The sequence below is a fragment of the Pseudomonas sp. S35 genome, assembly GCF_009866765.1.
Lineage (GTDB): Bacteria > Pseudomonadota > Gammaproteobacteria > Pseudomonadales > Pseudomonadaceae > Aquipseudomonas.
Genome location: NZ_CP019431.1, coordinates 3,852,620 through 3,878,844, shown reverse-complemented (window position 1 = coordinate 3,878,844; position 26,225 = coordinate 3,852,620). Strand labels below are relative to the sequence as shown.

Annotated in this window: 26 protein-coding genes; 14 read left to right on the top strand and 12 right to left on the bottom strand. The window is 62.6% G+C overall.

Translation table 11 applies throughout. The features are described 5' to 3' along the window. Positions 1-38: 38 nt before the first annotated feature. The 7 genes from PspS35_RS17145 to PspS35_RS17115 all read left to right on the top strand — a co-directional run bounded on the left by PspS35_RS17145 (position 39) and on the right by PspS35_RS17115 (position 6,553). Positions 39-986, top strand: coding sequence for a branched-chain amino acid ABC transporter permease (locus tag PspS35_RS17145; RefSeq protein ID WP_159935967.1), 948 nt, complete (start codon positions 39-41; stop codon positions 984-986). Beyond that, positions 983-2,068, top strand: a complete 1,086-nt coding sequence (locus PspS35_RS17140) for an ABC transporter ATP-binding protein (RefSeq protein ID WP_159935965.1) — start codon at positions 983-985, stop codon at positions 2,066-2,068. Before PspS35_RS17145 ends, PspS35_RS17140 begins: the two co-directional genes overlap by 4 nt. Continuing rightward, positions 2,065-2,838, top strand: a complete 774-nt coding sequence (locus PspS35_RS17135) for an ABC transporter ATP-binding protein (RefSeq protein WP_159935963.1) — start codon at positions 2,065-2,067, stop codon at positions 2,836-2,838. The genes PspS35_RS17140 and PspS35_RS17135 overlap by 4 nt, the downstream gene beginning before the upstream one ends. Then, positions 2,831-3,547 (top strand): ABC transporter ATP-binding protein, encoded by a 717-nt coding sequence (locus PspS35_RS17130; protein WP_159935961.1) that lies wholly within the window; start codon positions 2,831-2,833, stop codon positions 3,545-3,547. The genes PspS35_RS17135 and PspS35_RS17130 overlap by 8 nt, the downstream gene beginning before the upstream one ends. Before the next feature lie 72 nt (positions 3,548-3,619). Continuing rightward, a complete protein-coding gene (locus tag PspS35_RS17125) occupies positions 3,620-4,759 on the top strand; it encodes a branched-chain amino acid ABC transporter substrate-binding protein (RefSeq protein ID WP_159935959.1) in 1,140 nt (379 codons plus the stop codon). 74 nt (positions 4,760-4,833) lie between these two features. Next, entirely contained in the window at positions 4,834-5,316 is a 483-nt protein-coding gene (locus tag PspS35_RS17120; RefSeq protein ID WP_159935957.1) for an L-2-amino-thiazoline-4-carboxylic acid hydrolase, read from the top strand. Further along, the gene (locus PspS35_RS17115) at positions 5,309-6,553 is read left to right on the top strand and encodes a Zn-dependent hydrolase (protein ID WP_159935956.1); all 1,245 of its coding nucleotides are present in this window, start codon (positions 5,309-5,311) and stop codon (positions 6,551-6,553) included. Before PspS35_RS17120 ends, PspS35_RS17115 begins: the two co-directional genes overlap by 8 nt. On the opposite strand, the gene PspS35_RS17110 is transcribed toward PspS35_RS17115, so the two are convergent. Next, positions 6,550-7,338: a helix-turn-helix transcriptional regulator gene (locus PspS35_RS17110; RefSeq protein WP_159935954.1), complete on the bottom strand. Its 789-nt coding sequence runs from the start codon at positions 7,336-7,338 to the stop codon at positions 6,550-6,552. The genes PspS35_RS17115 and PspS35_RS17110 overlap by 4 nt on opposite strands. 85 nt (positions 7,339-7,423) lie before the next feature. Here PspS35_RS17110 and PspS35_RS17105 point away from each other — a divergent pair, with 85 nt between their 5' ends. Beyond that, on the top strand, positions 7,424-8,422 hold the full coding sequence (locus tag PspS35_RS17105) for a bile acid:sodium symporter family protein (protein WP_159935953.1): 999 nt from the start codon (positions 7,424-7,426) through the stop codon (positions 8,420-8,422). Positions 8,423-8,509: 87 nt separating this feature from the next. Further along, positions 8,510-9,694 (top strand): sugar transporter, encoded by a 1,185-nt coding sequence (locus PspS35_RS17100; RefSeq protein ID WP_159935951.1) that lies wholly within the window; start codon positions 8,510-8,512, stop codon positions 9,692-9,694. A 39-nt stretch (positions 9,695-9,733) separates the two neighbouring features. On the opposite strand, the gene tal is transcribed toward PspS35_RS17100, so the two are convergent. The 7 genes from tal to PspS35_RS17065 are packed head-to-tail and all read right to left on the bottom strand — an operon-like array spanning position 9,734 to position 16,820. Next, positions 9,734-10,657: a transaldolase gene (tal, locus tag PspS35_RS17095; RefSeq protein WP_159935950.1), complete on the bottom strand. Its 924-nt coding sequence runs from the start codon at positions 10,655-10,657 to the stop codon at positions 9,734-9,736. A gap of 24 nt (positions 10,658-10,681) precedes the next feature. Continuing rightward, positions 10,682-11,635: a sugar-binding transcriptional regulator gene (locus PspS35_RS17090; protein WP_159935949.1), complete on the bottom strand. Its 954-nt coding sequence runs from the start codon at positions 11,633-11,635 to the stop codon at positions 10,682-10,684. A gap of 45 nt (positions 11,636-11,680) precedes the next feature. Next, positions 11,681-12,481 carry an SDR family oxidoreductase gene (locus PspS35_RS17085; RefSeq protein ID WP_159935947.1) on the bottom strand — a complete coding sequence of 267 codons (801 nt, stop codon included), beginning with the start codon at positions 12,479-12,481 and terminating at the stop codon, positions 11,681-11,683. A 9-nt stretch (positions 12,482-12,490) separates the two neighbouring features. Continuing rightward, complete coding sequence (locus PspS35_RS17080) at positions 12,491-13,255, bottom strand: SDR family oxidoreductase (RefSeq protein WP_159935945.1); 765 nt, start codon at positions 13,253-13,255, stop codon at positions 12,491-12,493. A 47-nt stretch (positions 13,256-13,302) separates the two neighbouring features. Next, positions 13,303-14,814 carry a sugar ABC transporter ATP-binding protein gene (locus PspS35_RS17075; RefSeq protein ID WP_159935943.1) on the bottom strand — a complete coding sequence of 504 codons (1,512 nt, stop codon included), beginning with the start codon at positions 14,812-14,814 and terminating at the stop codon, positions 13,303-13,305. Between the two features lie 15 nt (positions 14,815-14,829). Then, positions 14,830-15,762, bottom strand: coding sequence for a sugar ABC transporter substrate-binding protein (locus tag PspS35_RS17070; protein WP_159935941.1), 933 nt, complete (start codon positions 15,760-15,762; stop codon positions 14,830-14,832). A gap of 50 nt (positions 15,763-15,812) precedes the next feature. Then, positions 15,813-16,820, bottom strand: a complete 1,008-nt coding sequence (locus tag PspS35_RS17065; protein ID WP_159935939.1) for an ABC transporter permease — start codon at positions 16,818-16,820, stop codon at positions 15,813-15,815. 362 nt (positions 16,821-17,182) lie between these two features. Here PspS35_RS17065 and PspS35_RS17060 point away from each other — a divergent pair, with 362 nt between their 5' ends. The 3 genes from PspS35_RS17060 to PspS35_RS17050 are packed head-to-tail and all read left to right on the top strand — an operon-like array spanning position 17,183 to position 20,421. Next, positions 17,183-18,019: a transketolase gene (locus PspS35_RS17060; RefSeq protein WP_159935938.1), complete on the top strand. Its 837-nt coding sequence runs from the start codon at positions 17,183-17,185 to the stop codon at positions 18,017-18,019. Next, the gene (locus PspS35_RS17055) at positions 18,009-18,941 is read left to right on the top strand and encodes a transketolase C-terminal domain-containing protein (RefSeq protein ID WP_159935936.1); all 933 of its coding nucleotides are present in this window, start codon (positions 18,009-18,011) and stop codon (positions 18,939-18,941) included. Before PspS35_RS17060 ends, PspS35_RS17055 begins: the two co-directional genes overlap by 11 nt. Positions 18,942-18,945: 4 nt before the next feature. Continuing rightward, positions 18,946-20,421 carry an FGGY-family carbohydrate kinase gene (locus PspS35_RS17050; RefSeq protein WP_159935934.1) on the top strand — a complete coding sequence of 492 codons (1,476 nt, stop codon included), beginning with the start codon at positions 18,946-18,948 and terminating at the stop codon, positions 20,419-20,421. A gap of 56 nt (positions 20,422-20,477) precedes the next feature. Here PspS35_RS17050 and PspS35_RS17045 read toward each other — a convergent pair whose 3' ends face one another. Together PspS35_RS17045 and PspS35_RS17040 are read right to left on the bottom strand one after the other, a co-directional pair. Beyond that, the gene (locus PspS35_RS17045) at positions 20,478-21,422 is read right to left on the bottom strand and encodes an aliphatic sulfonate ABC transporter substrate-binding protein (protein WP_159935933.1); all 945 of its coding nucleotides are present in this window, start codon (positions 21,420-21,422) and stop codon (positions 20,478-20,480) included. A 41-nt stretch (positions 21,423-21,463) separates the two neighbouring features. After that, positions 21,464-22,369, bottom strand: a complete 906-nt coding sequence (locus tag PspS35_RS17040) for a helix-turn-helix transcriptional regulator (RefSeq protein WP_159935931.1) — start codon at positions 22,367-22,369, stop codon at positions 21,464-21,466. 110 nt (positions 22,370-22,479) lie between these two features. On the opposite strand from PspS35_RS17040, the gene PspS35_RS17035 reads away from it, so the two are divergent. Both PspS35_RS17035 and glsB read left to right on the top strand, forming a co-directional pair. Next, positions 22,480-22,890: a hypothetical protein gene (locus PspS35_RS17035; RefSeq protein ID WP_159935929.1), complete on the top strand. Its 411-nt coding sequence runs from the start codon at positions 22,480-22,482 to the stop codon at positions 22,888-22,890. 225 nt (positions 22,891-23,115) lie between these two features. Beyond that, positions 23,116-24,024 (top strand): glutaminase B, encoded by a 909-nt coding sequence (glsB, locus tag PspS35_RS17030; RefSeq protein ID WP_137212203.1) that lies wholly within the window; start codon positions 23,116-23,118, stop codon positions 24,022-24,024. A gap of 37 nt (positions 24,025-24,061) precedes the next feature. On the opposite strand, the gene PspS35_RS17025 is transcribed toward glsB, so the two are convergent. Together PspS35_RS17025 and PspS35_RS17020 are read right to left on the bottom strand one after the other, a co-directional pair. Next, a complete protein-coding gene (locus PspS35_RS17025; RefSeq protein ID WP_159935928.1) occupies positions 24,062-24,301 on the bottom strand; it encodes a DUF6124 family protein in 240 nt (79 codons plus the stop codon). A gap of 673 nt (positions 24,302-24,974) precedes the next feature. Next, the gene (locus PspS35_RS17020) at positions 24,975-26,219 is read right to left on the bottom strand and encodes a saccharopine dehydrogenase family protein (RefSeq protein ID WP_159935926.1); all 1,245 of its coding nucleotides are present in this window, start codon (positions 26,217-26,219) and stop codon (positions 24,975-24,977) included. Positions 26,220-26,225 lie beyond the last annotated feature (6 nt).

The following is a 26,225-nucleotide window of genomic DNA, read 5'->3' as shown; positions in this document are numbered from 1 at the left end:
GTGTGCCGCCCCTGTACGCACTGAGGTCGATGGTTTTCATGGATGGGTTTATCCAACAACTGCTCAACGGTTTGATGACGGGCAGTCTCTACGCGCTGGTCGCCCTGGGTTACACCATGGTCTACGGCATTTTGCGCATCATCAACTTTGCCCACGGCGATGTGCTGATGATCGGCGCGCTGGTGGGTTTGTCGGTGATTCGCCTGGTGCAGGCGACGTGGCCGGCCTTGCCGCCGGTGTTGGTGTTGCTGTGCGCCACGCTGGTGGCGATGGCGTTTTGTGCGGTGTTGGCGGTGGTGATCGAGCGCGTGGCCTATCGGCGCTTGCGCCACGCCCCGCGCCTGGCGCCGTTGATCAGCGGTATTGGTGTGTCCTTGCTGCTGCAAACCATCGCCATGCTGGTGTGGACCCGCAACCCGCAAATGTTCCCGCAGTTGCTGCCGCTTGAGCCCATTGAAGTGCTGGCCGGTGCCTCCGAGCACCCGGCAATCACCCACGTCACCGCACTCACCACGATTGCCATCGCGCTGTCGGTGATGGTCGCGTTGCTGGTGCTGGTGGAGCGCACCCGCTTTGGTCGTGCCATGCGCGCCGTGGCAGAAAACCCTCAGGTCGCCAGCCTGATGGGGATCAACCCCAACCGCATCATCGTCATCACCTTTGCCATCGGCGGCGCCCTGGCGGCGTTGGCCGGGATCATGATGGCCAGCAACTACGGCAGCGCGCATTTCTACATGGGCTTTTTGCCAGGCATCAAAGCCTTCACCGCAGCGGTGCTGGGCGGCATCGGCAACCTCAAGGGCGCCATGCTCGGCGGCCTGTTGCTGGGGCTGATCGAAGCCCTGGGCACCGGCTACCTGGGCGCGGCCACCCACGGCGTGTTCGGCAGCAACTACCAGGATGTATTCGCCTTTATCGTGCTGATTGCGGTGCTGGTGTTCCGTCCTTCCGGGCTGTTGGGCGAACGTCTGGCGACCCGCGCATGATCAAGTCACTGACGTCCAATGAACGCGCCAGCCTGGGGTTGTTGCTGTTTGCCGTGGCGCTGGTGCTGGCGCCGTGGATCGTCGGGCATGCCGGCGGCAACACCTGGGTGCGCACCCTCGATTTTGCCCTGTTGTACATCATGCTCGCCCTCGGGCTGAACATCGTGGTCGGGTATGCCGGGCTGCTGGACATGGGCTTTATCGCGTTCTACGCGGTGGGTGCCTACCTGGCGGCGTTGCTGTCATCGCCTCATCTGCTGCAACAGTTCCCGGCGCTGCTGGCGCTGTTGCCGGCGGGCATTCACACCTCGATCTGGCTGATCCTGCCGTTGGGCGCCTTGCTGGCGGCGGGGTGCGGCGTGGTATTGGGGGCCCCGACCTTGCGCCTGCGCGGTGATTACCTGGCCATCGTCACCCTGGGGTTTGGCGAGATCATTCGTATCCTGCTGCGCAACCTCGACCGGCCGGTGAACATCACCAACGGCCCCAAAGGCATTTCACAGGTCGACCCGGTCAGCCTGTTTGGCCTGAACCTGGGCCGCACCCAAGAGCTGTTCGGCCTGCGCCTGCCTTCGGTGTACCTCTATTACTACCTGTTCGCCGCGGTGGTGGTGCTGATCCTGTTGGCCTGCATCCGCCTGGAACGTTCGCGTATCGGCCGCGCCTGGGTGGCGATTCGTGAGGACGAACAAGCCGCCCAGGCCATGGGCGTGAATACCGTGCGCCTCAAGTTGCTGGCGTTTGCCATTGGTGCAGCGTTCGGCGGGGTGAGCGGGGCGTTGTTTGCCTCGTTCCAGGGGTTTGTGTCGCCGGAGTCTTTCACCCTCAACGAGTCCATCGCGGTGCTGGCGATGGTCGTGCTGGGCGGCATGGGCCATATCCCCGGCGTGATTCTCGGTTGCGTGCTGCTGGCGGCCTTGCCCGAAGCCTTGCGCGCGAGCATGGGGCCGTTGCAGCAGGCGCTGTTCGGCCAGGTGCTGGTGGACCCGGAAGTCATCCGCCAACTGTTCTACGGCTTGGCATTGATCCTGGCGATGCTGTACCGGCCCGCCGGGTTGTGGCCCAAAGGAGTGGCACGATGAACGCACCGCTGTTGCAGATCGACAACGTCAACAAGCGTTTCGGTGGCGTGGCTGCGCTGACCGACGTAAGCCTGAGCATTCAGCCCGGCGAGATCTACGGGCTGATCGGCCCGAATGGCGCAGGCAAGACCACCTTCTTCAATGTGATGACCGGCCTCTATACGCCAGACTCCGGGCGCTTTCAGCTCGGTGGCTGCGAGTACCAACCCACCAGCGTGCACCAGGTCGCCCAAGCCGGCATCGCCCGCACGTTCCAGAATATCCGCCTGTTCAACGCCATGAGTGCCCTGGAAAACGTCATGGTCGGGCGCCACGTGCGTACCCGCAATGGCCTGTGGGCGGCCTTGAGCCAACATCGCCGGGCCCGTGAGGAAGAAGCGCAAACCCGCGCCCACGCCCATCGCCTGCTGGCGTATGTGGGCCTGGCCGGCTTTGCCAGCTACCGGGCCGACAGCCTGAGTTACGGCCACCAACGCCGCCTGGAAATCGCCCGTGCCTTGGCCACCGAGCCGCGTCTGTTGGCCCTGGACGAGCCGGCGGCCGGCATGAACGCCAGTGAGAAAGTGCAACTGCGCAGCCTGCTGGAAAAAATCCGTGACGACGGCCACACGCTGTTGTTGATCGAGCATGACGTCAAACTGGTGATGGGCGTGTGCGACCGCATCAGCGTGCTTGATTACGGCCAGGTGATTGCCGTGGGGCCACCTTCGCAGGTGCGCGAGCATCCGGCCGTGATCCAGGCCTACCTGGGAGCCAGTGCCCATGTCTGAACCTCTGTTGCAGATCGACGGTTTGCAGGTGCGCTACGGCGCCATCGAGGCCGTCAAATCCCTGGACCTGCATATCGCTGAAGGCGAGCGCGTCACCCTGATCGGGGCCAACGGCGCCGGCAAGACATCGAGCCTCAAGGCCTTGACCGGCCTGCTCCCGGTGGCTGGCGGCGAGATCCGTTTTGCCGGGCGCTCGGTCCGCGGCCAGGCACCGGACCAATTGCTGCGCCAGGGCATTGTCATGGTGCCGGAAGGGCGCGGCATTTTTGCGCGCATGAGTGTGCTGGAAAACCTCCAGGCCGGCGCCTTTCTGCGCCGCGATAACGCGCAGGTGCAACGTGAAATGCGCCAGCTGTTCGAGCACTTCCCCCGCCTGCAAGAGCGCCTGCAACAGTCCGCCGGCCTGCTCTCGGGCGGCGAACAACAGATGCTCGCCCTGGCCCGCGCGCTGCTGTCGCGCCCGCGCTTGCTGATCCTTGATGAGCCGTCCATGGGCCTGGCGCCGATTATGGTCGAGAAGATTTTCCAAGTGATCGACGACGTGTGCCGCCAGGGCATGACCCTGTTGCTGGTGGAGCAAAACGCACGGCTGGCGTTGCAAGTGACTGACCGGGCCTACGTGATGGACACCGGGCGCATCAGCCTCACCGGCGCTTCCAAGGATTTGCTGGATGACCCCGAGGTGCGCAGTGCCTACCTCGGTGAATGAATTAACTAACCCCAAGACGCTACCGGACGCCCGGCGTGTTCCGACCCGCCCGAAAAGAAGCAGGAACCTCTCATGACGACTATCAAGAACACCGCATTGATCGCCCTGGCCCTGAGCAGCCTGGCCAGCGCCGTGGCCCAAGCCGACCAGACCGTGCTGATCGGCCTGGCAGGTCCGTTGACCGGCCCTTCGGCACGTATCGGCAAAGACCTGGAGAACGGTGCGCAACTGGCCATCGACCAGGCCAACGCCAAGCACCCGAAGATCAAGGGGGAAGCCGTGACCTTCAAACTGGTTTCCGAAGACGACCAGTCCGACCCGCGCACCGCCGTGACCGTCGCCCAGCGCCTGGTGGATGAGGGCGTGGTCGGCGTGGTCGGGCATTGGAACACCGGCACCAGCATCCCGGCGGCGCGGGTCTACCACGACGCCGGTATCGCCCAGGTCGCACCGGTGGCCACGGGGCACGCCTACACCCAGCAGGGGTTTGACACCAGTTTTCGCATCATGGGCCATGACGACGACGGTGGTCAGGTGGCCGGCGACTACGCGTTGAAGACCCTCAAAGCCCAGCGTATCGCCGTGATCGACGACCGCACCGCCTTCGGCCAGGGCCTGGCGGACCAGTTCGTCAAATCCATCGAAGCCGGCGGCGCCAAGGTGGTGGCCCGCGAATACGTGGACGACAAGACCATCGACTTCAGCGCCGTGCTCACCAATATCCGCAGCCAGAACCCGGACCTGATCTTCTTCGGCGGTGTGGATGCCCAAGCCGCACCGCTGGCGCGGCGCATCAAACAGCTGGGTATCAAGGCACCGTTGATGGGCGCCGGTGGTTTTGTCAGCCAGACCTTCCTGCAACTGGCACAGAACGAAGGCGAAGGCGTGATTGCCTTGGAACCGGGCCTGGCGATTACGCAAATGCCCGGTGGCAAAGCGTTCGAGCAGGCCTATAAAGAACGCTACAAAACCAACATCGAACTGCATGCCCCGTTTGCCTATGACGGCGTCGGTGTACTGGTGGCCGCCATTGAACAGGCGGGTTCAGTCGACCCGCAGAAGTACCTGCCCGTGCTGCGCGCCATCCGCTATGCGGGCGTGACCGGCACCATTGCGTTCGATGCCGAGGGCAACCTGAAGCAGCCGTCGTTCACCGTGTACCAGGTCAAGGCCAATCAATGGCAGCCGGTAAGCGTGGCGGGCGGCAACTAGTTGCTCACCACAAAGAGCGCGGTGACCACAGCGCTCGTTTTGAATACATTTTGTGGAGCTGATGGAGGCACACAATGAGCAAACTGGAAGGCGAACTGGGCATTCTCGCCCGGCGGCGTATCGAAGCCGAGATCATCAAACCGATCTACGAGATCCTCAAGCGCGAGCAAGGCAAGGACTTTGCCGCTGCCGTGATCGGCGAGGCCGTGGGCAACGCGGCGATCCAGGCCGGCAAGCATTTTGCCGCGCTGGCAGAGCAGGGCGCCGACCTCAAGAGCTTTGTCGAACTGCAAGTGCTGTGGGAGAAGGATGACGCGCTCAAGGTCGAGATCATCGCCAGCGATGCCGAGCACTATGACTACGACGTCAAACGTTGCCGCTACGCCGAGATGTACACCGAGATGGGCCTGGGTGAAATTGGCCATCTGCTCTCGTGCAACCGTGACGAGCTGTTCATCGTCGGCTACAACCCGGACATCGAATTGACCCGTACCCAGACCATCATGGGCGGGGCGCACCACTGCGACTTCCGTTATCGGGCGAAACCTCATGAGTAATTTGGCGCGGGTAAACGGCGAACGCCTGTGGGCTTCGTTGATGGAGATGGCGCAGATCGGCGCCACCGAGCAAGGCGGCGTCTCGCGCCTGGCGCTTACCGAGGAGGACCGTCGCGGTCGCGACCTGTTCGTGCAGTGGTGCACCGCGGCCGGTTGCAGTATCCGCGTGGATGCAATGGGCAATATCTTCGCGCGCCGCGCCGGGCGCCAGGACCATCTGGCTCCGGTACTGACCGGCTCCCATGGTGACTCCCAGCCGTTCGGCGGCAAGTACGACGGCATCTACGGCGTGCTCGCGGGCCTGGAAGTGCTGCGTACCCTCAATGACCTCGGCATCCAGACCGAGCGGCCAATCGAAGTGGTCAACTGGACCAACGAAGAAGGCTCGCGCTTCGCCCCGGCGATGATTTCATCGGGCGTCTACGCCGGTGTGTTTGACCTGGAGTACGGCCTGTCTCGCGAAGACAAGGCTGGCGTAACCATCGGGCAAGCATTGCAGCAGATCGGCTACGCCGGGCCCCATCCAGTCGGCGGCCAGGCGGTGCATGCGGCCTTTGAACTGCATATCGAACAGGGACCGATCCTGGAAGCCCAAGGCATCACCATCGGCGTGGTCACCGGTGCCCAGGGCCAGCGCTGGTACGAAGTGGAACTGACGGGGCGCAGCGCCCACGCAGGCACCACCCCGATGGACCATCGCCTGGATGCACTGCTCGGTTTTGCCCGTGTGGTCGAGGTCGTCAACGGGCTTGGCCTGGAGCAGGGCGCCGAAGGCCGGGCCACGGTAGGCATGGCGAATATATTCCCCAACTCGCGCAATGTGGTGCCGGGGCGAGTGTTTTTCAGTGTCGAGTTCCGCCACCCGGACGAGGCGGTGCTGGCCCGCCAGGACCAGCAATTGCGCGACGCCGTGGCACGCATCGCCGACGGCGTGGGCCTACAGCACAGCGTGAAGCAAATCTTCCAGTACGCGCCCATTGCCTTCGATGCGGGGTGTGTGGAGGTGGTGCGCGCTTCGGCTGAGGCGTTGGGCTACAGCCATCGGCCGATGATCTCCGGTGCAGGGCATGACGCGTGCTACCTGAACCGGGTGGCGCCGACGGCGATGATCTTCGTACCGTGCGTGGATGGGCTTAGCCACAACGAAGCGGAGGAAATTTCCCCCGCGTGGTCGACGGCGGGCGCGGATGTGTTGCTCCAGGCCATCCTGGCCAAGGCCGTGCACATTGCCAGTTAAGGGAAGAACTCACCCGGTGTGGCATCGAACTGCTGCCGGAAGGCGTTGATAAACGCCGACGTCGACTCATACCCACACCCCAGCGCCACATCCGTCACGCGCTCGCCTTGTTCCAGGGCGGGCAGGGCGCTCAGCAGGCGCAGACGCTGGCGCCAGGCGCGGAAGGTCAGGCCGGTGTCCTTCAAGAACAAGCGGCTGAGGGTCTTTTCGCTGACCCCCAGTTTTTCGCTCCAGTGCCCCAAGGTGGTCTGCTGGTCCGGGCGCAGGTTCAGGCTGCGGTAGATCTGGCGCAACCGTGGGTCATGGGGCAATGGCAGCATCAAGTCCACCTGAGGCGCGGCGGCAAGCTGGTCGAGTACCACCTGGGCCAGGCGCCCGTCTGGCCCATCCACGTTGTATTCCACCGGCAACTCGCTGAAATGGCGGATCAGTTCGCGCAGCAGGCTGCTCACTTCCAGTACCTGGCAACGCTCGGCCGCCCAGGCGGTGACGCTGCAGTCGAGGTACAGGCTGCGCATCTCGGTCAGCGGCGAGCTGTACACCTTGTGTGGCATGCCCGCGGGAATCCACACCGCCCGTTGCGGCGGCGCGACAAAACGGCCGGCGCTGGTCTGGATCTCCAGCACCCCGGAAATCGCGTAGGACAATTGCACCCACGGGTGACTGTGGCGCCGGGTCAACGCCCGATTGGGCAGTGATTCGGTACGCCCATACACCGACCGTGGCAGGCTGGACAGCCCAGGGATGCTACGGCGCACGGTTTTGTCATGTCCTTTAGGCGGCATTTACTGGCTCATTGGCGTTAGTCGGTAACAAGCCGTTACGTTAGAGTCGCGGTGACGCTCTTGGCAACCCCTGGAAGATCCGCTTATGACTCGCCCCCGTTTCCTGCCCGACAACTTCACCCTGACCCTGATCGCCACGGTGATCCTCGCGTCCTTGCTACCCGCCAGCGGCCAGACTGCCGTGGCGTTCGGCTGGGTCACCAACCTGGCCATCGCGCTGCTGTTTTTCCTGCACGGCGCCAAGCTGTCGCGCCAGGCTATCGTTGCCGGGGCGGGCCACTGGCGCCTGCACCTGCTGGTGTTCAGCCTGACGTTCGTGCTGTTCCCGCTGTTGGGCCTGGCGCTCAAGCCGGTGCTGTCGCCGCTGATCGGCAAAGACCTGTACATGGGCATGCTTTACCTCTGCGCCTTGCCGGCCACCGTGCAATCGGCGATTGCCTTCACTTCGCTGGCGCGGGGCAATATCCCGGCGGCGATTTGCAGCGCAGCGGCGTCGAGCCTGTTCGGTATCTTCCTCACGCCGTTGCTGGTGACGCTGTTGCTCAATGTTCACGGTGAAGGCAGCTCCACGGTCGATGCGATCCTGAAAATCAGCGTGCAGTTGCTGCTTCCATTTGTCGCAGGGCAAATCGCGCGCCGCTGGATCGGCGAGTGGGTCGGCCGCAACAAAGCCTGGCTGAAATTTGTCGACCAGGGCTCGATCCTGTTGGTGGTGTACGGCGCGTTCAGCGAGGCGGTCAATGAGGGTATCTGGCACCAGATCCCGCTGTGGGAGTTGGGTGGCCTGGTGGTCGCCTGTTGTGTGCTGCTGGCCTTGGTGCTGGTGGCTTCCAGCGTGCTGGGCAAGGCGTTCGGCTTCAGTCAGGAGGACCGCATCACCATTTTGTTCTGCGGTTCGAAGAAGAGCCTCGCGACGGGCGTACCTATGGCCCAGGTGCTGTTTGCCGGGGCAACCATGGGCGTGTTGATCCTGCCGTTGATGCTGTTTCACCAGATTCAGTTGATGGTCTGCGCGGCGTTGGCGCAGCGCTATTCCCAGCGACCGGAGGCGATTTCGACGTTGATGGGGCAGGTCGATCCTTGAAGCGCCGTGTTACTATTTTTCTGCGCTGCTCAAGGGCCGGCACTGGGCCGGCTTGATCAGCGCAGAAACTGAGTACGACGCCCGTCAATGAGCATTTCTGCCGCAACCCCCCAAGCCAATTGGCAACCGGTCATCGCCCTCGCGCTGGCCGCGTTTGTGTTCAATACCACGGAATTCGTGCCTGTCGGGCTGCTCAGCGCCATCGGCGCCAGCTTTGATATGCCCGTGTCCAGCGTCGGCCTGATGCTCACCATCTACGCCTGGATCGTGTCCCTGACCTCGCTGCCGGTGATGCTGCTGACGCGTAACGTTGAGCGGCGCAAGTTGCTGATCGTGCTGTTCTGCATGTTCATCGCCAGCCATATCCTGTCCAGCGTGGCCAACAGTTTTGGCTTGCTGATGGTCAGCCGGGTGGGCATTGCCTTGTCCCATGCCTTGTTCTGGTCGATCACCGCCTCCCTGGCGGTACGCCTGGCGCCGGAAGGCAAGCAGGTGCAGGCGCTGGGGTTGCTGGCGACCGGTACGTCATTGGCGATGGTGTTGGGTATTCCCCTGGGCCGCCTGCTCGGTGAAGCAATGGGCTGGCGCACCACCTTCCTGGTCATTGGCGCGTTCGCTGCGGCCCTGGTGTTCTGGCTGGCGCGTACCTTGCCGCCGTTGCCGAGCCAGAACTCCGGTTCCCTGCGCAGCCTGCCGCTGCTGTTCAAGCGCCCGGCGCTGGTGGCGCTGTACGTGCTCACCGCGCTTACGGTGACTGCGCAATTCACCGCCTACAGCTACATCGAACCTTTCGTCGAAGGCGTGGCCGGCATGGATGGCAGCGCCGTGACCCTGATCCTGCTGGTGTTTGGCGGCGCGGGCATCATCGGCTCGTTGCTGTTCAGCCTGGTGCACCGCTTCAACCCGCACCTGTTCGTGGTCGGCGCGGTGTTTATCCTGGCGGCGTGCCTGACGTTGATGCTGCCCTTGAGCGGCGCCGAATCCTACCTGGTGATCCTGAGCATCTTCTGGGGCATGGCGATCATGGGCTTCGGCCTGGCGATGCAGTCCAAGGTGTTGGTGCTGGCCCCGGACGCCACCGACGTGGCGATGGCGATGTTCTCCGGCATCTACAACATCGGCATCGGCGGCGGCGCCCTGATGGGCAGTTGGGTCGGCAGCCACTTCGGCTTCGCCTGGATCGGCGTGGCGGGCGGGTTGTTGGCGGCGCTGGCGTTGGTGGGGTATTGCCTGGCAATTCGCAAGTTTGGGACGGGTGTAGTGCAAAGCTGATGCAGGAGCGAGCAAGCTCGCTCCTGCAACGGGACGGCGTTACAGCCCTGCCAATACCGCCTCCAACTTCTCCTGATCCCGCGCAAACTGGCGAATGCCCTCCGCCAGTTTCTCGGTGGCCATCGCGTCTTCATTCGACGCCCAACGGAACTGCGCTTCGGTCAACGATTGGCGCGCTTCACCCGTCGCTCCCGGTTGCAGTTTGCGTTCCAGCGGGCCGTTGTCTTCGGCGAGTTTTTGCAGCAGGTCCGGGCTGATGGTCAGGCGGTCGCAGCCGGCCAGTTGTTCGATCTGGCTGAGGGTGCGGAAGCTGGCGCCCATCACCACGGTCGGGATGGCGTTGGCTTTGTAGTAGTTGTAGATGCGCGTCACCGACTGCACGCCCGGGTCTTCGGCCCCGGTGTAGTCCAGGCCGGTGCTCTTGCGGTACCAGTCGTAGATGCGGCCCACGAACGGCGAGATCAAAAACACCCCGGCGTCGGCGCAGGCCTGGGCCTGGGCGAAGGAGAACAGCAGGGTGAGGTTGGTCTGGATGCCGGCTTTTTCCAGGCGTTCGGCGGTGCGGATGCCTTCCCAAGTGGAGGCCAGTTTGATCAGCACGCGGTCGCGGCCGACGCCGGCCTGGTCGTACAGGGCGATCAACTGGTTGGCCTTGGCCCACAGCGCGTCTTCATCGAAGGACAGGCGTGCGTCGACTTCGGTGGAAATGCGCCCCGGAATCACCTTGAGGATGCCGCAACCTACCGACACCGCGAAGCGATCGCAGGCCAGGCCGACGTCGCCTTTGGACACGCTCACGGCAGTGCGCAGCAGCTCGGCGTATTGCGTAATGGCAGCGGCCTTGAGCAGCAGTGACGGGTTGGTGGTGGCGTCCACCGGCCGCAGGCGGCTGATGGCTTCCAGGTCGCCGGTGTCGCAGACCACGGTGGTGAATTGCTTGAGTTGTTCGAGCTTGGACGTCATGAGCGGCCGTCTCCAAATAAAAGGTTATTGGTTGAGGGCCTGTGCGGTATCCAGGTCGGTGATCAGGATGTCGAGGTAGCCGCCCTTGAGCGCGCCGCGAATCGCCTGGACCTTGTTCATGCCGCCAGCCAGGCCGAGCACGCGGTGGATGCTGCGCAACTTGGGCAGCGCTACCGAGACCACGAATTCTTCATCTTCTTCCAGCACCGGTTTGCCCTGGGCGTCGAAGTAGCGCAGGCAGATATCGCCCACTGCACCGCGCTCGGCCAGCAGGCGCAGCATGTCTTCGGTGTAGTAGTTGCCGCTGTTGCGCAGCAGTTGCGAGGGTTCCAGGTCGCCGATGCCGACAATCGCCAGGGTGATGCTGTCAAAGCGTTGCAGCACTTCCTTGACCTCTTCCATCTGCACGATGCGCTGCTTGCTCTGCACCGATTGCTCGATGCTTTGGGACGGCAGCAAATACGCCGGGCAGTTGAGCAGGGTGGCCAGGCGCTGGGTGAGCAGGGTGGCTTCGAACGCGCCCTTGTGGCCGACGCCGCCGAGCAGTTGCACGACTTCCTCGGCACCTTGCTTGCCCGGCTGCGCATGCAGGTGGCCGACCATTGCGCGAATGGTGCTGCTCCACGACGAAATGCCGATACGGTCCTGGGGCGATAGGCTGGTTTCCAGGTAGTGCGCGGCGGCCGAGCCGATGGCTTGCTTGATGCTTTCATCACTGCTGGGCTCGGTGGCTTCCACCACGATCACCCGGCGCACGCCGTAGCGGCGTTGCAATTGGCTTTCGAGCTCCAGGTGCAGGCCTTGCAGGCGCATCACGCTGATCTTCACCACACCCTCCGCCAGCGCCCGGCGCAGGGCGCGGCTGATAAAGGACTGGGACAGGTCCAGTTGCGTGGAGATTTCGGACTGCTTGAGCCCTTCTTCGTAATAGAGGCTCGCGATCTTGGTGATCAGGCGCTGTTCTTCGATCTGGCTCATGAAGGCCTCAGTGATGACATCAATGCGGGTGAGGATACCAAACCCTTACGACATGATCAGGCCGCCGTCGATATTGATCGCCTGGCCGGTCAGGTAGGCCGCGTCATCCGAAGCCAGGAAGGCCACCAAACCGGCTACATCCGAGGGTTTGCCAGCACGACGCAGGGGGATGTTCTTGACCCATTCGGCCATCAACTCGCCCTTGGCGTAGCGTTTTTCGTCGGTGCTGAGGATCTCGCCCCACACGCGGTCGTTGTAGTCCCACATCTCGCTTTCGATGATGCCGGGGCAAAACGCGTTGACCGTGATGTTGTGCCGCGCCAGCTCCAGGGACAGGCTCTGGGTGATACCGATCACGCCCATTTTGCTGGCGGCATAGTGGGGCGTGTAAATGAACCCCTGACGACCCTGGCCGGACGAGGTGTTGATCAAGCGGCCGCTGCCTTGCTTGACCATGTACTTGGCGGCTTCCCGGCAGCCCAGCCACACGCCAGTGGTGTTGACCTGCAGCACCTTGTCGAAATCGGCGCGGGGCATGGTGTCGTAGTGGTCGATGGTGATGATGCCGGCGTTCTGCACCGACACGTCAATGCTGCCGAAGCGGGCGTGGCCTTCGCGGTAGAGGCGTTCGATATCGCTTTCGTCGGTGACATCGATGCCGAGGGCGAGGGTGCTCACGCCGTATTCCCGGGCCAGTTGCTCGGCGGTGAAGGTCACGCGCTCCAGGTCGTTGGAGGCCAGTACCAGGTGGGCGCCTTCCTGGGCGAAGCGCTCGGCAATGCCGGCGCCGATGCCACGGCAGGCGCCGGTGATCACTACCGTTTTACCGCGAAATCGTTGGGACATGATCAACTCCTACCAGCAGACAAAGCCGCCATCGACCAACAGGTCGACGCCGGTGCAGAAAGACGAAGCCTGGCTGACCAAAAAGATCGCCGGGCCAACCATTTCTTCCACGCTGGCCATGCGGCCCATAGGCGTGGTCTGTTCAAAGATCTTCACCTGGTCGGCGACTTCCGGGCGCGAGTTCATCGGCGTGGCGGTGTAGCCGGGGCTGATGCAGTTCACCCGCAGGCCCTTGTCGGCCCATTCCATCGCCAGGCTTTTGCTCAGGTGAATCACCCCGGCCTTGGAGGTGTTGTAGTGCGCCTGCAACAGGCCGCGATTGACGATGCTGCCGGACATGGAGGCGATATTGACGATCGCGCCTTTGCCACGCGGGAGCATCACGGCGGCCTGGGCCTGGCAACTAAGGAAGATGCCGGTGAGGTTGATGTCCAGGGTGGCCTGCCAGCGTTGCAGCTCCAGGTCCTCGGCGGCCTGGGCGTTGGCGATGCCGGCGCAGTTGACCGCGACGCTGAGTTCGCCCAGTTCTTGTTCGGTGCGTGCTACCGCAGCATCCAGCGCGGCGCGCTCGGTGACGGTGCCGCTCAGGGCCAGGGCGCGACGGCCAATGGCCTGGATACGTTCCACGGTGCTGGCGATACCGGGGCTGCCGGGCAGGTCAAAACACGCCACATCGGCGCCGGCTTCGGCCAAACCTACCGCGATGGCTTGGCCGATGCCGCTGCCGGCGCCGGTGACAAAGGCCACTTGGCCCTGAAGACTAAAAAGCTGCATGAATTACTCCGTTATTTGAAATCGCCGCTATCCAATGTGGGAGGGGGTTACGCGGTGGCCATTTCCATCACCGACACCGGTGTGGCCTCGCCGCGCTCCAGGATTCCCATCTGCCGGCCTCGGCTCATCACCATCACTCGGTGTGAAAGCCCCAGCACTTCATCCAGGTCGGAGCTGACCACAATCACCGCCATGCCCTTGGCCGCCAGGTCCGCGATCACTTCATAAATCGCCGCCCGCGCACCCACGTCGATGCCTCGCGTCGGCTCGTCCAGAATGAACACCTTGGGATTGCGCGCCAGCCACTTGGCAATGATCACTTTCTGCTGGTTGCCGCCAGACAAGCTGGAAATCCGTGCCTGTGGCGCGCCTTTCACGCCGAGGCGCGCCACCGCCGTACGGGCGAATTCACGCAGCGCGGCAGGGAACACCCAGCCGCGTTTATCCAGCAGGTCGGTGTTGCCGTAGATCAGGTTGTCTTCGATGCGATGTTCCACCACCACGCCTTGCTGCTTGCGGTCTTCGGGCACCAGCACCACACCGGCCTGGATGGCCTCGAAGGGCGAGCGCAACTGACGCACTTCGCCGTCCAGCACCATGTGGCCTTGGATGTCCTGGGCCGCGCCGGCAATGGTACGCACCAGCTCCGTACGCCCAGCGCCGACCACCCCGGCAATGCCAAATACTTCGCCGGCGCGCACGCTGAAGTCGATGCCGTGCAGGGCAAACTCACGGCAACTCAAGTCTTTGACCTGCAACATCACTGGGTCCTGCGGCGCTTGCAAGGTGGGGAAAATCCGTTCCAGGCTGCGCCCGACCATCTGTTCCACCAGCTCACGCACCGGCACTTGTGCGCTGGCGTGCAGGGCGATCTGGCGCCCGTCGCGCAACACCAGTACACGGTCGGCGATGCGTGCGATTTCTTCCAGGCGGTGGCTGATATAGATAAACGACACACCATCGGCTTTCAGCCGTTCGACCTGCTTGAACAGCAGCTCGGTTTCTTCGGCGCCCAGCGCGGCGGTGGGTTCGTCGAGAATCAGCAGGCTGGCCTTCAGCGTCAGGGCTTTGGCGATTTCCACCAATTGCTGGGCCGCCACGCTCAGGCCTTCGACCTTGCGTGACGCCGGCACGTTGAGGCCCAGGCGCTCCAGTTGGATCTGCGCCTGGGCCTCGATGTAGTCGCGGTCGACCCGCCCATGACGCATGGGCAGGCGACCGACGAAGATGTTCTCGGCGATCGACAATTGCGGCAGCAGGCGGATTTCCTGGTGGATCAGGCCGATACCGGCGCTCAGCGCCGCGCCTGGCGAGGCGGGTGCATACGGCGCGCCGAGCCAGGTCATGCTGCCCCCGGCTTCGGGTTGCACGAGGCCCGCGATGATCGACGACAAGGTCGATTTACCGGCACCGTTCTCACCGAGCAGGGCCAGCACTTCACCAGGGCGAATATCCACGTTCACCTGCGACAGCACCTGCACCGGCCCGTAGGCCTTGCTGATGTTGCGCAGGCACAGCACCGGTTCGGCGTGGGCTGTGTCCAGAGCGGCTGCTTGCATGACGACCTCCAAGGCTTACGGGTGCTGTTGCAGGAACGGCGCGACGTTTTCTTTGGTGGTCAGCACGGTGGGCAGCAGTTGTTCCTTGGGTACGGCTTTGCCGGCCTTCAGGTCAATCGCCGAGGCCACGGCCAGGCGCCCCATTTTCTGGGTCTGCTGGGTCATGGTCGCATTGAGCACGCCGCTTTCGACGGCCTTGAGCCCGGCGACGTCGCCGTCAAACCCGACCACCACGACTTTGTGATCGAGGTTGCCGACTTTCACCGCTTGGGCAGCGCCCAGGGCCATAGCGTCGGCGCGGCCGAAGAATACGGTGATATTCGGGTCACGCTGAAGCAGGTCCTGGGCCACGGCAAAGCCTTTGTCCTGGGCCCATTCGGCGGGTTGCTGGGCCACGACCTTGAGGTCTGGGAAGGCTTTGAGGCCCTCTTCGAAACCCTTGGCGCGATCATTTTCCGGGGTGGTGCCGAGCTGGCCTTGCAGGATCGCGATGCGGCCCTTGCCTTCGGTGACCTTGCCCACGTATTCGGCCAGGGTCTTGGCGCCGGCCACGCTGTCGCTGGCGATAAAGGTATCGCCCGGAGCGTCGGGGGCGTTGCGGTCCACGGCGATCACCGGGATGCCGGCGGCCTTGGCGGCTTTGACCGGTACACCGGCGGCGGTGGCGCCGGCCGGAATGTAGATCAGCACGTCGATCTGGCGGGTGATCAGGTCTTCAATCTGGCTGACCTGGGTGGAGGAGTTGCCCTGGGCGTCCACGGTGATCACCTTGATCCCCTTGGCCTTGCCCTCGGCTTCCACCGATTGCTTGATCTGGTTGAAGAAGTCCGCCTGAAGGTTAGCCACGGCCAGGCCGATGGTCAGGTCCTTGGCCCAGGTGGTGCCGGTGGCGGTGAGGGTCGCGGCCGCCAGAGCAGTGGCGATAAGCAGTTTCTTGGGGCTGAACATGTCGGTGACTCCTGGTTTTATTGTTGGAGGGTGTCAACTGTCGAACAGGTTTAACGGGCAGTGCTGGAGCGGCGTCGCAGGGTGTCGATGGTCACGGCGAGGGCGATGACCACGCCGATCACCACTTGTTGAATGAACGGGGAAACGCCAAGCAGGTTAAGGCCATTGCGCAACACGCCAATGATCAGCACACCCACCAGCGTGCCGCCGATGCTACCGACGCCGCCGCTGAGGCTGGCGCCGCCGATCACCACGGCGGCGATGGCGTCCAGCTCCAGGCTCAGGCCGGCACTGGGTTGGGACGAGTCGAGGCGCGCTGCCAGGGTCACGGCGGCGATCCCGGCGAGGGCGCCGCTGATGGCGTACACCCACAAGGTAATCGCCCGCACCTTGATGCCGGACAGCCGCGCCACTTCCGGGCTGCCGCCCATGGCATAAAGGTTGCGGCCACCGGCGCGAAAGCGCAGGAACACCCAGGCCACCACCAGCATCACCAGAAACAACCCAACGGTGGCCGACAGAAAGCCGAAATGCCGCACCGTGGCCAGGCTGGTGAACCACTCCGGGTAGCCGACGATCTGCCGGCCTTCGGTGAGGATGTTCGCCAGGCCACGGGCCACCGACATCATGGTCAGGGTCGCAATGAACGGCGGCAGCTTGGCATAGGTGATCAACCCCCCGGACACCAGCCCGGCGAGCATGCCGGTGGCGATCGAGATCGCAATTGCAAAGCCCAGCGGCACGGCCTGGTCCTGATAAAGCCAGCCGAGCATCATCATCGAGAAGGCCAGTACCGAGCCTACCGACAGGTCGATGCCGCCGATGACGATCACCGCCGTCATGCCAATCGCCAGGATGCCCAGCACCGTGACCTGATCAAGGATGTTCAGGCCATTGCGCAACGAGAAGAAGAATTCGGAACTGAAAGAGAAGACCAGCACCAGCAGCACCAGGCCGATCAGCGGGCCGCCGATATTACTGGGGAGCAGTTTCACCAACCGTGGGCGAGGTGGCGGCTTGAGTTCGGCCGGGTGCTGGACAATAGCTTTGGCGTCCACAGTGTTCTCCTGATTTATTTTTTTTGGAGTGCTTTCAGGCGCTTTGAATATTTATGCGTGCCTGACTGTTAATTCAGATTCCAGTGACACCGTGTCAAAGTCAAGCGCTTAATTTTTCGGGTATGCCTCTAAACCGGCGCTTTTACCCCCGCCAAAGCCACGGGATAGACCCGCCCGTGTGGGATTCTGCCCGTTTGTCCGAGGGGTGTTTCTTCGATTTATTTCATTTTTCCGTGGATCGCTCACTTGACCGCGTCGACGATCAGCGTCTAAATAGAAATATATTGTCACTGTTGAATAAATATTCAAACACAGCTTTCGGCACTTTTATCTCACGTGGTCAGCCCCACAGGAGCCGCTGCATGAATGCCTTCCAGTACGACGCCCACCAGATCCAGGAACAGGCCCGCCTGATTCGCCGGCATGTGATCCGCCTCAACGCCGATTCACCGGCCGGCGGCCACACCGGGGCGGACCTGTCGGAAACCGACATCCTCGCCACCTTGTATTTCCGCATCCTCAATACCGGCCCGGAACGCACCGAAGACCCTGAGCGCGATATCTATATCCAGAGCAAGGGCCACGGGGTGGGTGGGTTGTACTGCTGCCTGGCGCAGGCGGGCTATATCCCTGTCGATTGGTTGTCCACCTATCAGCACTTCAACTCTCATTTGCCCGGCCATCCGGTGCGGCAGAAAACCCCTGGCATCGAGCTCAACACCGGCGCCCTCGGCCACGGCTTGCCGGTGGCGGTAGGGCTGGCGTTGGCGGCGAAGATGTCCGGCAGCAAAAAGCGCATTTATGTGCTGACCGGCGACGGCGAACTGGCCGAAGGCTCCAACTGGGAGGCGGCGATGGCGGCGGCCAAGTACGGCCTGGACAACCTGTTTGTGATCGTCGACAAGAACAAGCTGCAACTGGCCGGCCTCACCGCCGAGATCATGCCACTCGACCCGCTGGACGTGAAATGGGCCGCCTTCGGCTTCACCGTCAGCGAGTGCGACGGCAACGACGTGGGCCAGTTGATCGAGTCCCTGGAAACCATGCAGACCCAAACCGGCGCGCCCCAGGTGCTGATCGCCCACACCATCAAAGGCAAAGGTGTGTCGTTTATCGAAGCCCGCCCCGAATGGCACCACCGCGTGCCCAAGGGCGATGAAATCAATGCAGCACTGGAGGAGTTGAACCATGGCGAGTGAACATTTGGCGAGCGTCATGGTGCAGGCCTTTATTGATGCAGTGGATGCCGGGTTGGATGTGGTGCCCGTGGTCAGCGACTCCACGTCCACAGCCAAGATCGGCCCGTTTGTACAGCGCTTTGCAGAGCGCTTGATCAACGTTGGGATTGCCGAGCAGTCCCTGGTGAGTGTCGCAGCCGGCTTGGCCCTGGGCGGCAAGATTGCGGTCACCTGCAATGCGGCGCCGTTCCTCATCTCTCGCGCCAATGAGCAGATCAAGGTGGACGTCTGCTACAACCAGGCCAACGTGAAAATGTTCGGCCTCAACGCCGGCACCAGCTACGGCCCGTTGGCCAGCACCCATCACAGCCTTGACGATATTTCGGTGATGCGTGGCTTCGGTAACGTGCAGATCTTTGCCCCGGCGGATGCCGCCGAGTGCCGGCAGATCGTCGATTACGCGCTGCGTTACCACGGCCCGGTGTATATCCGCCTCGACGGCAAAGCCTTGCCGGATGTACACGGCGCCGACTACCACTTCCAACCCGGCCAGGTGGACATCCTGCGCCAGGGCGCGGACGTGAGCATCGTGGCCCTGGGCTCGGTGGTGCATGAAGCGGTGGACGCGGCCGCGTTGCTGGCGGAGCAGGGCATCCAGGCCCAGGTGATCAATCTGTCGTCGATCCGGCCGCTGCAGCGCGACGTACTGCTCAGCGCCTTGAGCGGCACCCGTGGGGTGATCAGCGTGGAAGAACACAACATCAACGGCGGCGTCGGCAGCCTGGTCGCCGAAGTGCTGGCCGAAGCCGGGCTGGGCATTGCCCTGATCCGCCTGGGTATCGGCGATGGCGAATACGCCGCTGCCGGCGCCCGCGAACCGACCCGCGCCTTGCATAACATCGACGCGGCTGGGATCGTGGCGGCTGCCACTCGGTTGCGGTGAACCCATGACGAACAACACTCCGCTGATCCTGGCGATAGACGAAGGCACCAGCAACGCCAAGGCGGTGCTGGTCAACGAACTCGGGCAGGTGATCGCGCGCGGTTCGCGACCGCTGAGCGTCAGCCACCCCCAGGCCGGATTCTCTGAACAAGACCCGCTGTTTATCTGGCACAGCACCCTGGCGGCGATTGAAGAATGCCTGGCCCAGGTGGACCGGCCCATTACGGCCGTGGCCATCAGCAACCAGCGTGAATCGGTGGTGGCCTGGGACCGGCAAACCGGCGAGCCGTTATCACCGTGCATCAGTTGGCAATGCCGGCGCTCCACCGCGTTGTGCGCCCAATTACATGCGCAGGGGCATGAGGCGCTCATCCTCGAAAAAACCGGCTTGGCCCTCGACCCGATGTTTTCGGCGGGCAAATTGCGCTGGATTCTCGACAACCTCGACAACGGCCACGCCCGCGCCGCTGCGGGTGAGATTTGCCTGGGCACCGTCGACAGTTGGCTGCTGTGGAAACTCAGCGGCGGCCAGGTGTTTGCCACCGATTATTCCAACGCCGCACGCACGCAACTGTTCAACCTGCACACCTGCGGCTGGGACCCACAATTGTTGGACCTGTTCGCGATCCCCTTGGCCGCGTTGGCGCCGATCCAGCCCAGCGCCGGTTTCTTCGCCGAAACCGTCGCGTTGGGCGGCTTGCCTGCGGGCATCCCGGTGATGTCGATGATCGGCGACTCCCACGCCGCGTTGTACGGGCAGGGCGGCTTTGCACCGGGGTTGGTCAAGGCCACGCTCGGCACCGGCTCATCTTTGATGACGCCCATGAGCGGCCCGATTGCGTCCACTCATGGGCTGTCGACCACCCTGGCGTGGCACGACGGCACCAAACCGACGTTTGGCATGGAAGGCAATATCGTCCACACCGGCGCCGCCGTGCAGTGGGCCTCGCGGCTGGTGGCCGGGGAATCTCTGGACGCGTTGACCGAACAGGCAGCGCAACTGCCGGACAACGGTGGCGTGTACTTTGTGCCGGCGCTGTCGGGGCTGGGCGCACCGCATTGGAAAGCCGATGCGCGTGGGTTGATCTGCGGGCTGACGGAAGCCACCTCGGGCGCGCATATCCTGCGGGCGTCGCTGGAGTCCATCGGTTATCAGATTCGTGATGTGTTTGAAGCGATGCAGCAGGATATCGCCAGCCCCTTGAAGGAACTGTGGGTGGACGGCGGCGCCACGCGCAACCGCTGGCTGATGCAGTTCCTGGCCAACCTGCTGCAACGCCCAGTGGTGCGCAGCCTATCGCCGGAAGTATCGGCGTTGGGCGCTGCGCATTTGGCGGGCAGGGCGTTGGGGATTTGGGCGAGTGATGAAGCGTTGGGGCAGTTGGAGCGCCAGCGCGAGCGCTTTGAACCGCAGGATGATCCGGCGATGGCCGGGCGTTACACCGAATGGAAAAAGGCCCTGGCCCGCACACTTATCTAACGCCATATACAAACCCAATGTGGGAGGGGACTCCCACATTTAGATCAAACCAGCCTTCAAGGCTTCCAGGTTTCTACATCCTTGGCATCCACTGCCCTGGGCAACAGCCCCGCCTTGAAGAACGCATCGGCAATCTTCTGTTGTTCCCCCAACTGCTCCACCGTCACCGGCTGTACCTGATAACTACGGTGCGCATTCGCCGCCTCAACCGTGGCCACGTCCAGATTGCCCCACAGCGGCCCCAGCACCTTCGCCGCGTCCTGCGGATGGGCTTTCACCCACTTGCCGGCCTTTTCCAATTCCCCATACACCACCTTCAAAACCTCGGGATGCGCTTTGGCGTACGGCGTGCCCGTTAGGTAATAGCGCTTGTAGCTGGCCAGCCCCGCGCCATCGGCCAGGGTGCGCGTCGGCAGTTGCCGCTGCACACCGGTGAGGAAGGGCTCCCACGTGACCCAGGCGTCGACTTTGTTGTTTTCGAACGCGGCACGACCGTCGGCGGGCGACAGGTAGGCAGGTTCAATATCCGAGAAGGCCAACCCTGCTTTATTCAGCGCAGCGATGAGCAAATAGTGGGTGCCAGCGGCTTTAGTGACCGCAATTTTCTTGCCCTTCAAATCTGCCAGCTGTTGAATCGGCGAGTCCTTGCGCACCACGATGGCCTGGGCCGATGGCGAGGGCGCCTCCTGGGCAAAGTACGTGAGCTTGGCCTGGGCCGCCTGGGCGAAGATCGGCACCGTGTCGGCCACGTCGGCGCTGATATCCACGTTGCCCACGTTCAGCGCCTCGAGCAGTGGCAGGCCGCTGGGGAACTCGTGCCAGCTCACATCAATGTTGTCAGCCTTGAGGGCTTTCTCCAGGGAGCCTTGGGTTTTCAGCAGGGTGATCAGGGTCGAGGATTTTTGATAGCCGATGCGCAGGGTGTCCTGGGCCGCGGCGCTCACGGCGACGGAGAAGGCCAGCAACCCTAAAGCAGCAGCGAGGGGACGACGTATGGACATGGTGCGCTCGATAGTCAGCGAATTTGTCCAAGCATAAAGTTCTAAAAAACATTCGATAAATAATCTTTCGATCTGAGCTTAGGGCGCTTTTCGCCCATCCCGATGGGCAGGAGATGCCCGCTGCACTGGGCGGTCGCGCTGAACACCGCGGCCCGATCTGCCAGGTAGCGAGCCGGCGGCTGGCCTACGGTCTTGCGGAACATGGTGATGAAGCCGCTGGCGTTTTCATAGCCCAGGTCCAGGGCCACTCGCTGCACACTGTCGCCCGTGGCCAGACGTTGCAACGACAGGATCACATGTAACTGCCGCCGCCAACGGCCAAAACTCAGGCCCAGCTCCTCCAGCAACAGGCGCGTCATGCTGCGTTCACTCATGCCGATACGCACGGCCCATTGGCCGAGGGTGGCTTTGTCCGCAGGGTTGGCCAGCAAGCTGTTGGCCAAGCGACGCAGGCGCGAGTCCTGGGGCATCGGCAGGTGCAGGGCTTCCAGTGGGGCTTGGGCCAGTTCATCCAATAGCGTGTTGATCAACCGTCCCTGGGCGCCGTCGACCTCGTACAACTGGGGGAAGCTGATCGCCTTGGTGATCAACTCATGCAACAGGCCCGACACGCCCAGCGTACAGCATTGCGCGGGCAGGGCGCCTGCGGCATCGGGGTCGATCAGCAGGCAATACACATGGGCTTCGCCATTGCCCCGCGCCGAATGCGACACGCCACCGGGAATCCATAGCGCGCATTGCGGCGGAACGATCCATATCCCGGCCTCGATTTCACAATGAATCACCCCGCGCAGGGTGTACATCAACTGGCCCTTGCGATGGGCGTGCGGGGTGTGCTCCCAGGTGTCCGACGCGCTGCTGGCACCCACGGCCACCACGGCGCGGGGCACCACATCGGCATCCTTGGCCGTGAGCGGGTCGAACAGATCAAGGCGGTGGTGCTTCATGGCGGGGATCGCAGGTTGGCCGGATTGCGAAACAGTCTGGCTATTCTGTGCAATGCCGTCCAGTGGTTTGAGCCTTATATTGAGATCCACTCTCATTAAGGAGCTTTGCCATGCGACTCGACAGTACAACGTTCCCTGTGGTCAAAATCGTCTTCGATGCCCCGAACCAAGGCGGGCCGGAGGACGCCTTCCGGGTCTTTGAAGACCTGTTGGCACGGCAGCAATCCTTCCTGCTGCTGCACGAAAAAGCCGTGGACGAAAACGACTACGAACATTCCCATGAACAGCGCAAGCAAGCCTCGATCTGGATGAAGAAGCACCGACAGGCGCTGCGCACGTTCGTCAAAGGCATGATCCAGGTCGAACCCAGCGCTGCCAAACGCCTGGCACTCAAACCGTTTGCGCTGATGTTCGGCAAGGCCTGGGGCTATCCGTTGCTGGTGGTGGAGTCCAAGGACCAGGCCTGGGCGCTGGCGCGGGATGTGCTGGATGAGCGGGTGTCGGATGTGGCGCATTTTTGAAGGCGCGCAACACCTATCTGTGGCGAGGAGGCAGGCCTTTCTCGCCGGTCGGCGAGCGTACTTTGACTGACGAGCGATCCCTACCCGGTAATGACCTATGCGCACGTTATGGATGCGGTATGTGGCCCTGCTGAGAAGTAGAGATTATGTGGGGCTTGCGCGCGCATTGAAGTATCCTTCGCGCCCCGCTAACAACTGATCCAAACCACGATGACCGGACAAGACATGCAGGCGCTGCTGGAGTCGATCCTCGACGAAGTGCGCCCACTGATCGGCCGCGGCAAAGTCGCCGACTACATTCCCGCGCTGGCCGATGTACCGGCCAACCAACTGGGCATCGCGGTATACGGCAACGACGGCTCGGCCTACCGCGCCGGTGACGCCGATACGCTGTTCTCGGTGCAAAGCATTTCCAAGGTGTTCAGCCTGGTGCAAGCCATCGACCACGGCGGTGAAACCATCTGGGAGCGCTTGGGGCACGAGCCTTCGGGGCAACCGTTCAACTCGCTGGTGCAGCTGGAATTTGAACGCGGCCGCCCGCGTAATCCGTTCATCAATGCCGGCGCACTGGTGATTTGCGACATCAACCAGTCGCGCTTCGCCGTGCCGATCTTGTCGATGCGCGACTTTGTACGGCGCCTGTCGGGCAACCCGCAGATCCTGGTCAATAGCGTCGTCGCCGACTCCGAAGCCCAGCACGGTGCGCGCAATGCGGCCATGGCCTATCTGATGAAGTCCTTCGGCAATTTCCATAACGACGTGGACGCGGTGCTGCACAGCTACTTCAACTACTGCGCCTTGCAGATGAGCTGCCTGGACCTGGCCAAAGCCTTCAGCTTCCTGGCCAACGAGGGCACCAGCGCCCACAGCGGCGAACAGATCCTCACCGCGCGCCAGACCAAGCAAGTCAACTCGATCATGGCCACCAGCGGGCTGTATGACGAGGCGGGCAATTTTGCCTATCGCGTGGGCTTGCCCGGCAAGAGCGGTGTGGGCGGCGGCATTGTCGCGGTGGTGCCGGGGCAATTTACCGTGTGCGTGTGGTCGCCTGAGTTGAACGCGGCGGGGAATTCGCTGGCGGGGATCAAGGCGTTGGAGTTGTTGAGTGAGCGGATTGGGTGGTCGGTGTTTTGAGCTCGTTCCCACGCGCGTGGGAACGATGATCTGGGTGTCATGCCGCTGGATGGGCGTCATCCAATGCTTTGTCTACCAACAGTTGCACACCTTCCAGCATTCGGCAGATACCCAACGCCACATTGCGTTGCGCACCGTCGATTTCAAAGGCCAGGTGAGTGGCGATGTCGGTGATGGAGGATAGATCCTGGGAGGCGTTGACCAGCAGGGTTTCGGTGCCCAGGCCGGGGCGCACGGTGAAGAGTTTATCTGGGGGATTTGGGCTGTCTTTAATCATGGTGGAACTCCTTTGTAAATGGGGCTGCCACGATTCGCGGTCAATCGAAGAGGGTGGCAGCTGTACGCGGGTTGACCGACCGGCCCAAAGAACAAAACCGGCATACCCGAAGGTATCCCGCGTACAGCTGCCGCGACACGATACATCAGACGTAAAAAAACGCCTAAGCTCGGTGTTGGCGCAGTTGCTCTTTGAAGTCAGACGGTCAAATCCGGTCGCTGAATTGGCAGCGACGGCGCAGAGGTTAGTCAGCCGCGTTCCGAGCGACAACCTGAAACAGTCGTGGGAAAACTCTGAGAGTCTGGGGCGAAGTGCTATCCCTGTGGGAGGGGCTTGCCCCTGATAGCAGTGTGTCAGCCAAGATGCATCAACTGACACGGCCTCATCGGGCATGAGTATCTACACAACTCTTAAAGGCTTATACATAACTTTGTGGTGAGCGGGCTTGCCCCGCGCTGGGTTGCGAAGCAGCCCCAATCCAGGCACCGCGTTTTTTCAGTCATAACCCATTGGCCGGTTTTGGGGCCGCTTCGCAGCCCAGCGCGGGGCAAGCCCGCTCACCACAAAAGCCCCCTCCCACATTTGGATCTTCATTGGTTTGTAATCGCTACCCACCCCAAACAAAAAATGCGCCCCTGAGGGCGCATTTTTTTGTTCGGTCAGCTATCGCCTATCAGGCAATCGCATCCCAGGCTCGATCACCGTGCTCGTCCTTGATCCGAGTCGGCAAGCCCATCACGTCCAGCGCTTTCAGGAACGGCTCAGCCGGCAGTTCCTCGACGTTGGCCATGTGTTTCACGTCCCACTCGCCACGGGCTACCAGCAGCGCGGCGGCTACCGGTGGAACGCCTGCGGTGTAGGAGATGCCCTGGCTGTCGGTCTCGGCAAAGGCTTCTTCGTGGCAGGCCACGTTGTAGATGAACAACTCGCGCGGCTGGCCGTCCTTGGTGCCTTTGACCAGGTCGCCGATGCAGGTCTTGCCGGTGTAGCCCGGGGCGAGCGAAGACGGGTCGGGCAGTACGGCCTTGACCACTTTCAACGGCACCACTTCCAGGCCTTCGGCAGTCTTGACCGGCTTCTCGGAGAGCAGGCCGAGGTTTTTCAGTACGGTGAACACGTTGATGTAGTGTTCGCCGAAGCTCATCCAGAACCGCACGTTGGGCACGTCGAGGTTTTTCGACAGCGAGTGCACTTCATCGTGACCGGTGAGGTAGAGGTTCTGCGAACCGACTACCGGCAGGTCGTCGGTGCGTTTGACTTCGAACATGGTGTTGCTGGTCCACTGGCTGTTCTGCCAGCTCCACACCTGCCCGGTGAATTCGCGGAAGTTGATTTCCGGATCGAAATTGGTGGCGAAGTATTTGCCATGTGAGCCGGCATTGACGTCGAGAATGTCGATCGAATCAATGCGGTCGAAATGCTGTTGCTGCGCCAGCGCGGCATACGCGTTGACGACACCTGGGTCAAAGCCCACGCCAAGAATGGCGGTGATGTTTTTCTCTTTGCACTCTTGCAGGTGGTTCCACTCGTAGTTGCCATACCACGGCGGGGTCTCGCAGACCTTGCCCGGCTCTTCGTGGATAGCGGTGTCGAGGTACGCAACGCCCGTGTCGATGCAGGCACGCAGGACCGACATGTTGAGGAACGCGGAACCCACGTTGATGACGATCTGCGATTCGGTCTCGCGGATCAGGGCCTTGGTCGCTTCCACGTCCAGGGCGTTCAGCGCGAAGGCTTGGATGTCGGCGGGTACTTTGAGGCTACCCTTGGCCTTGACGCTGTCGATGATGGCCTGGCATTTGGAGATGTTGCGCGACGCGATAGCAATACGACCGAGTTCGTCGTTGTGCTGCGCGCACTTGTGGGCCACCACCTTGGCGACACCTCCTGCACCAATGATAAGAACGTTCTTTTTCAATTGCTT

Coding starts and splice junctions, on each gene's coding strand:
- PspS35_RS17145 (WP_159935967.1), top strand. CDS start 39: ATGGATGGGTTTATCCAACAACTGCTCAACGGTTTGATGACGGGCAGT.
- PspS35_RS17140 (WP_159935965.1), top strand. CDS start 983: ATGATCAAGTCACTGACGTCCAATGAACGCGCCAGCCTGGGGTTGTTG.
- PspS35_RS17135 (WP_159935963.1), top strand. CDS start 2,065: ATGAACGCACCGCTGTTGCAGATCGACAACGTCAACAAGCGTTTCGGT.
- PspS35_RS17130 (WP_159935961.1), top strand. CDS start 2,831: ATGTCTGAACCTCTGTTGCAGATCGACGGTTTGCAGGTGCGCTACGGC.
- PspS35_RS17125 (WP_159935959.1), top strand. CDS start 3,620: ATGACGACTATCAAGAACACCGCATTGATCGCCCTGGCCCTGAGCAGC.
- PspS35_RS17120 (WP_159935957.1), top strand. CDS start 4,834: ATGAGCAAACTGGAAGGCGAACTGGGCATTCTCGCCCGGCGGCGTATC.
- PspS35_RS17115 (WP_159935956.1), top strand. CDS start 5,309: ATGAGTAATTTGGCGCGGGTAAACGGCGAACGCCTGTGGGCTTCGTTG.
- PspS35_RS17110 (WP_159935954.1), bottom strand. CDS start 7,338: ATGCCGCCTAAAGGACATGACAAAACCGTGCGCCGTAGCATCCCTGGG.
- PspS35_RS17105 (WP_159935953.1), top strand. CDS start 7,424: ATGACTCGCCCCCGTTTCCTGCCCGACAACTTCACCCTGACCCTGATC.
- PspS35_RS17100 (WP_159935951.1), top strand. CDS start 8,510: ATGAGCATTTCTGCCGCAACCCCCCAAGCCAATTGGCAACCGGTCATC.
- tal (WP_159935950.1), bottom strand. CDS start 10,657: ATGACGTCCAAGCTCGAACAACTCAAGCAATTCACCACCGTGGTCTGC.
- PspS35_RS17090 (WP_159935949.1), bottom strand. CDS start 11,635: ATGAGCCAGATCGAAGAACAGCGCCTGATCACCAAGATCGCGAGCCTC.
- PspS35_RS17085 (WP_159935947.1), bottom strand. CDS start 12,481: ATGTCCCAACGATTTCGCGGTAAAACGGTAGTGATCACCGGCGCCTGC.
- PspS35_RS17080 (WP_159935945.1), bottom strand. CDS start 13,255: ATGCAGCTTTTTAGTCTTCAGGGCCAAGTGGCCTTTGTCACCGGCGCC.
- PspS35_RS17075 (WP_159935943.1), bottom strand. CDS start 14,814: ATGCAAGCAGCCGCTCTGGACACAGCCCACGCCGAACCGGTGCTGTGC.
- PspS35_RS17070 (WP_159935941.1), bottom strand. CDS start 15,762: ATGTTCAGCCCCAAGAAACTGCTTATCGCCACTGCTCTGGCGGCCGCG.
- PspS35_RS17060 (WP_159935938.1), top strand. CDS start 17,183: ATGAATGCCTTCCAGTACGACGCCCACCAGATCCAGGAACAGGCCCGC.
- PspS35_RS17055 (WP_159935936.1), top strand. CDS start 18,009: ATGGCGAGTGAACATTTGGCGAGCGTCATGGTGCAGGCCTTTATTGAT.
- PspS35_RS17050 (WP_159935934.1), top strand. CDS start 18,946: ATGACGAACAACACTCCGCTGATCCTGGCGATAGACGAAGGCACCAGC.
- PspS35_RS17045 (WP_159935933.1), bottom strand. CDS start 21,422: ATGTCCATACGTCGTCCCCTCGCTGCTGCTTTAGGGTTGCTGGCCTTC.
- PspS35_RS17040 (WP_159935931.1), bottom strand. CDS start 22,369: ATGAAGCACCACCGCCTTGATCTGTTCGACCCGCTCACGGCCAAGGAT.
- PspS35_RS17035 (WP_159935929.1), top strand. CDS start 22,480: ATGCGACTCGACAGTACAACGTTCCCTGTGGTCAAAATCGTCTTCGAT.
- glsB (WP_137212203.1), top strand. CDS start 23,116: ATGCAGGCGCTGCTGGAGTCGATCCTCGACGAAGTGCGCCCACTGATC.
- PspS35_RS17025 (WP_159935928.1), bottom strand. CDS start 24,301: ATGATTAAAGACAGCCCAAATCCCCCAGATAAACTCTTCACCGTGCGC.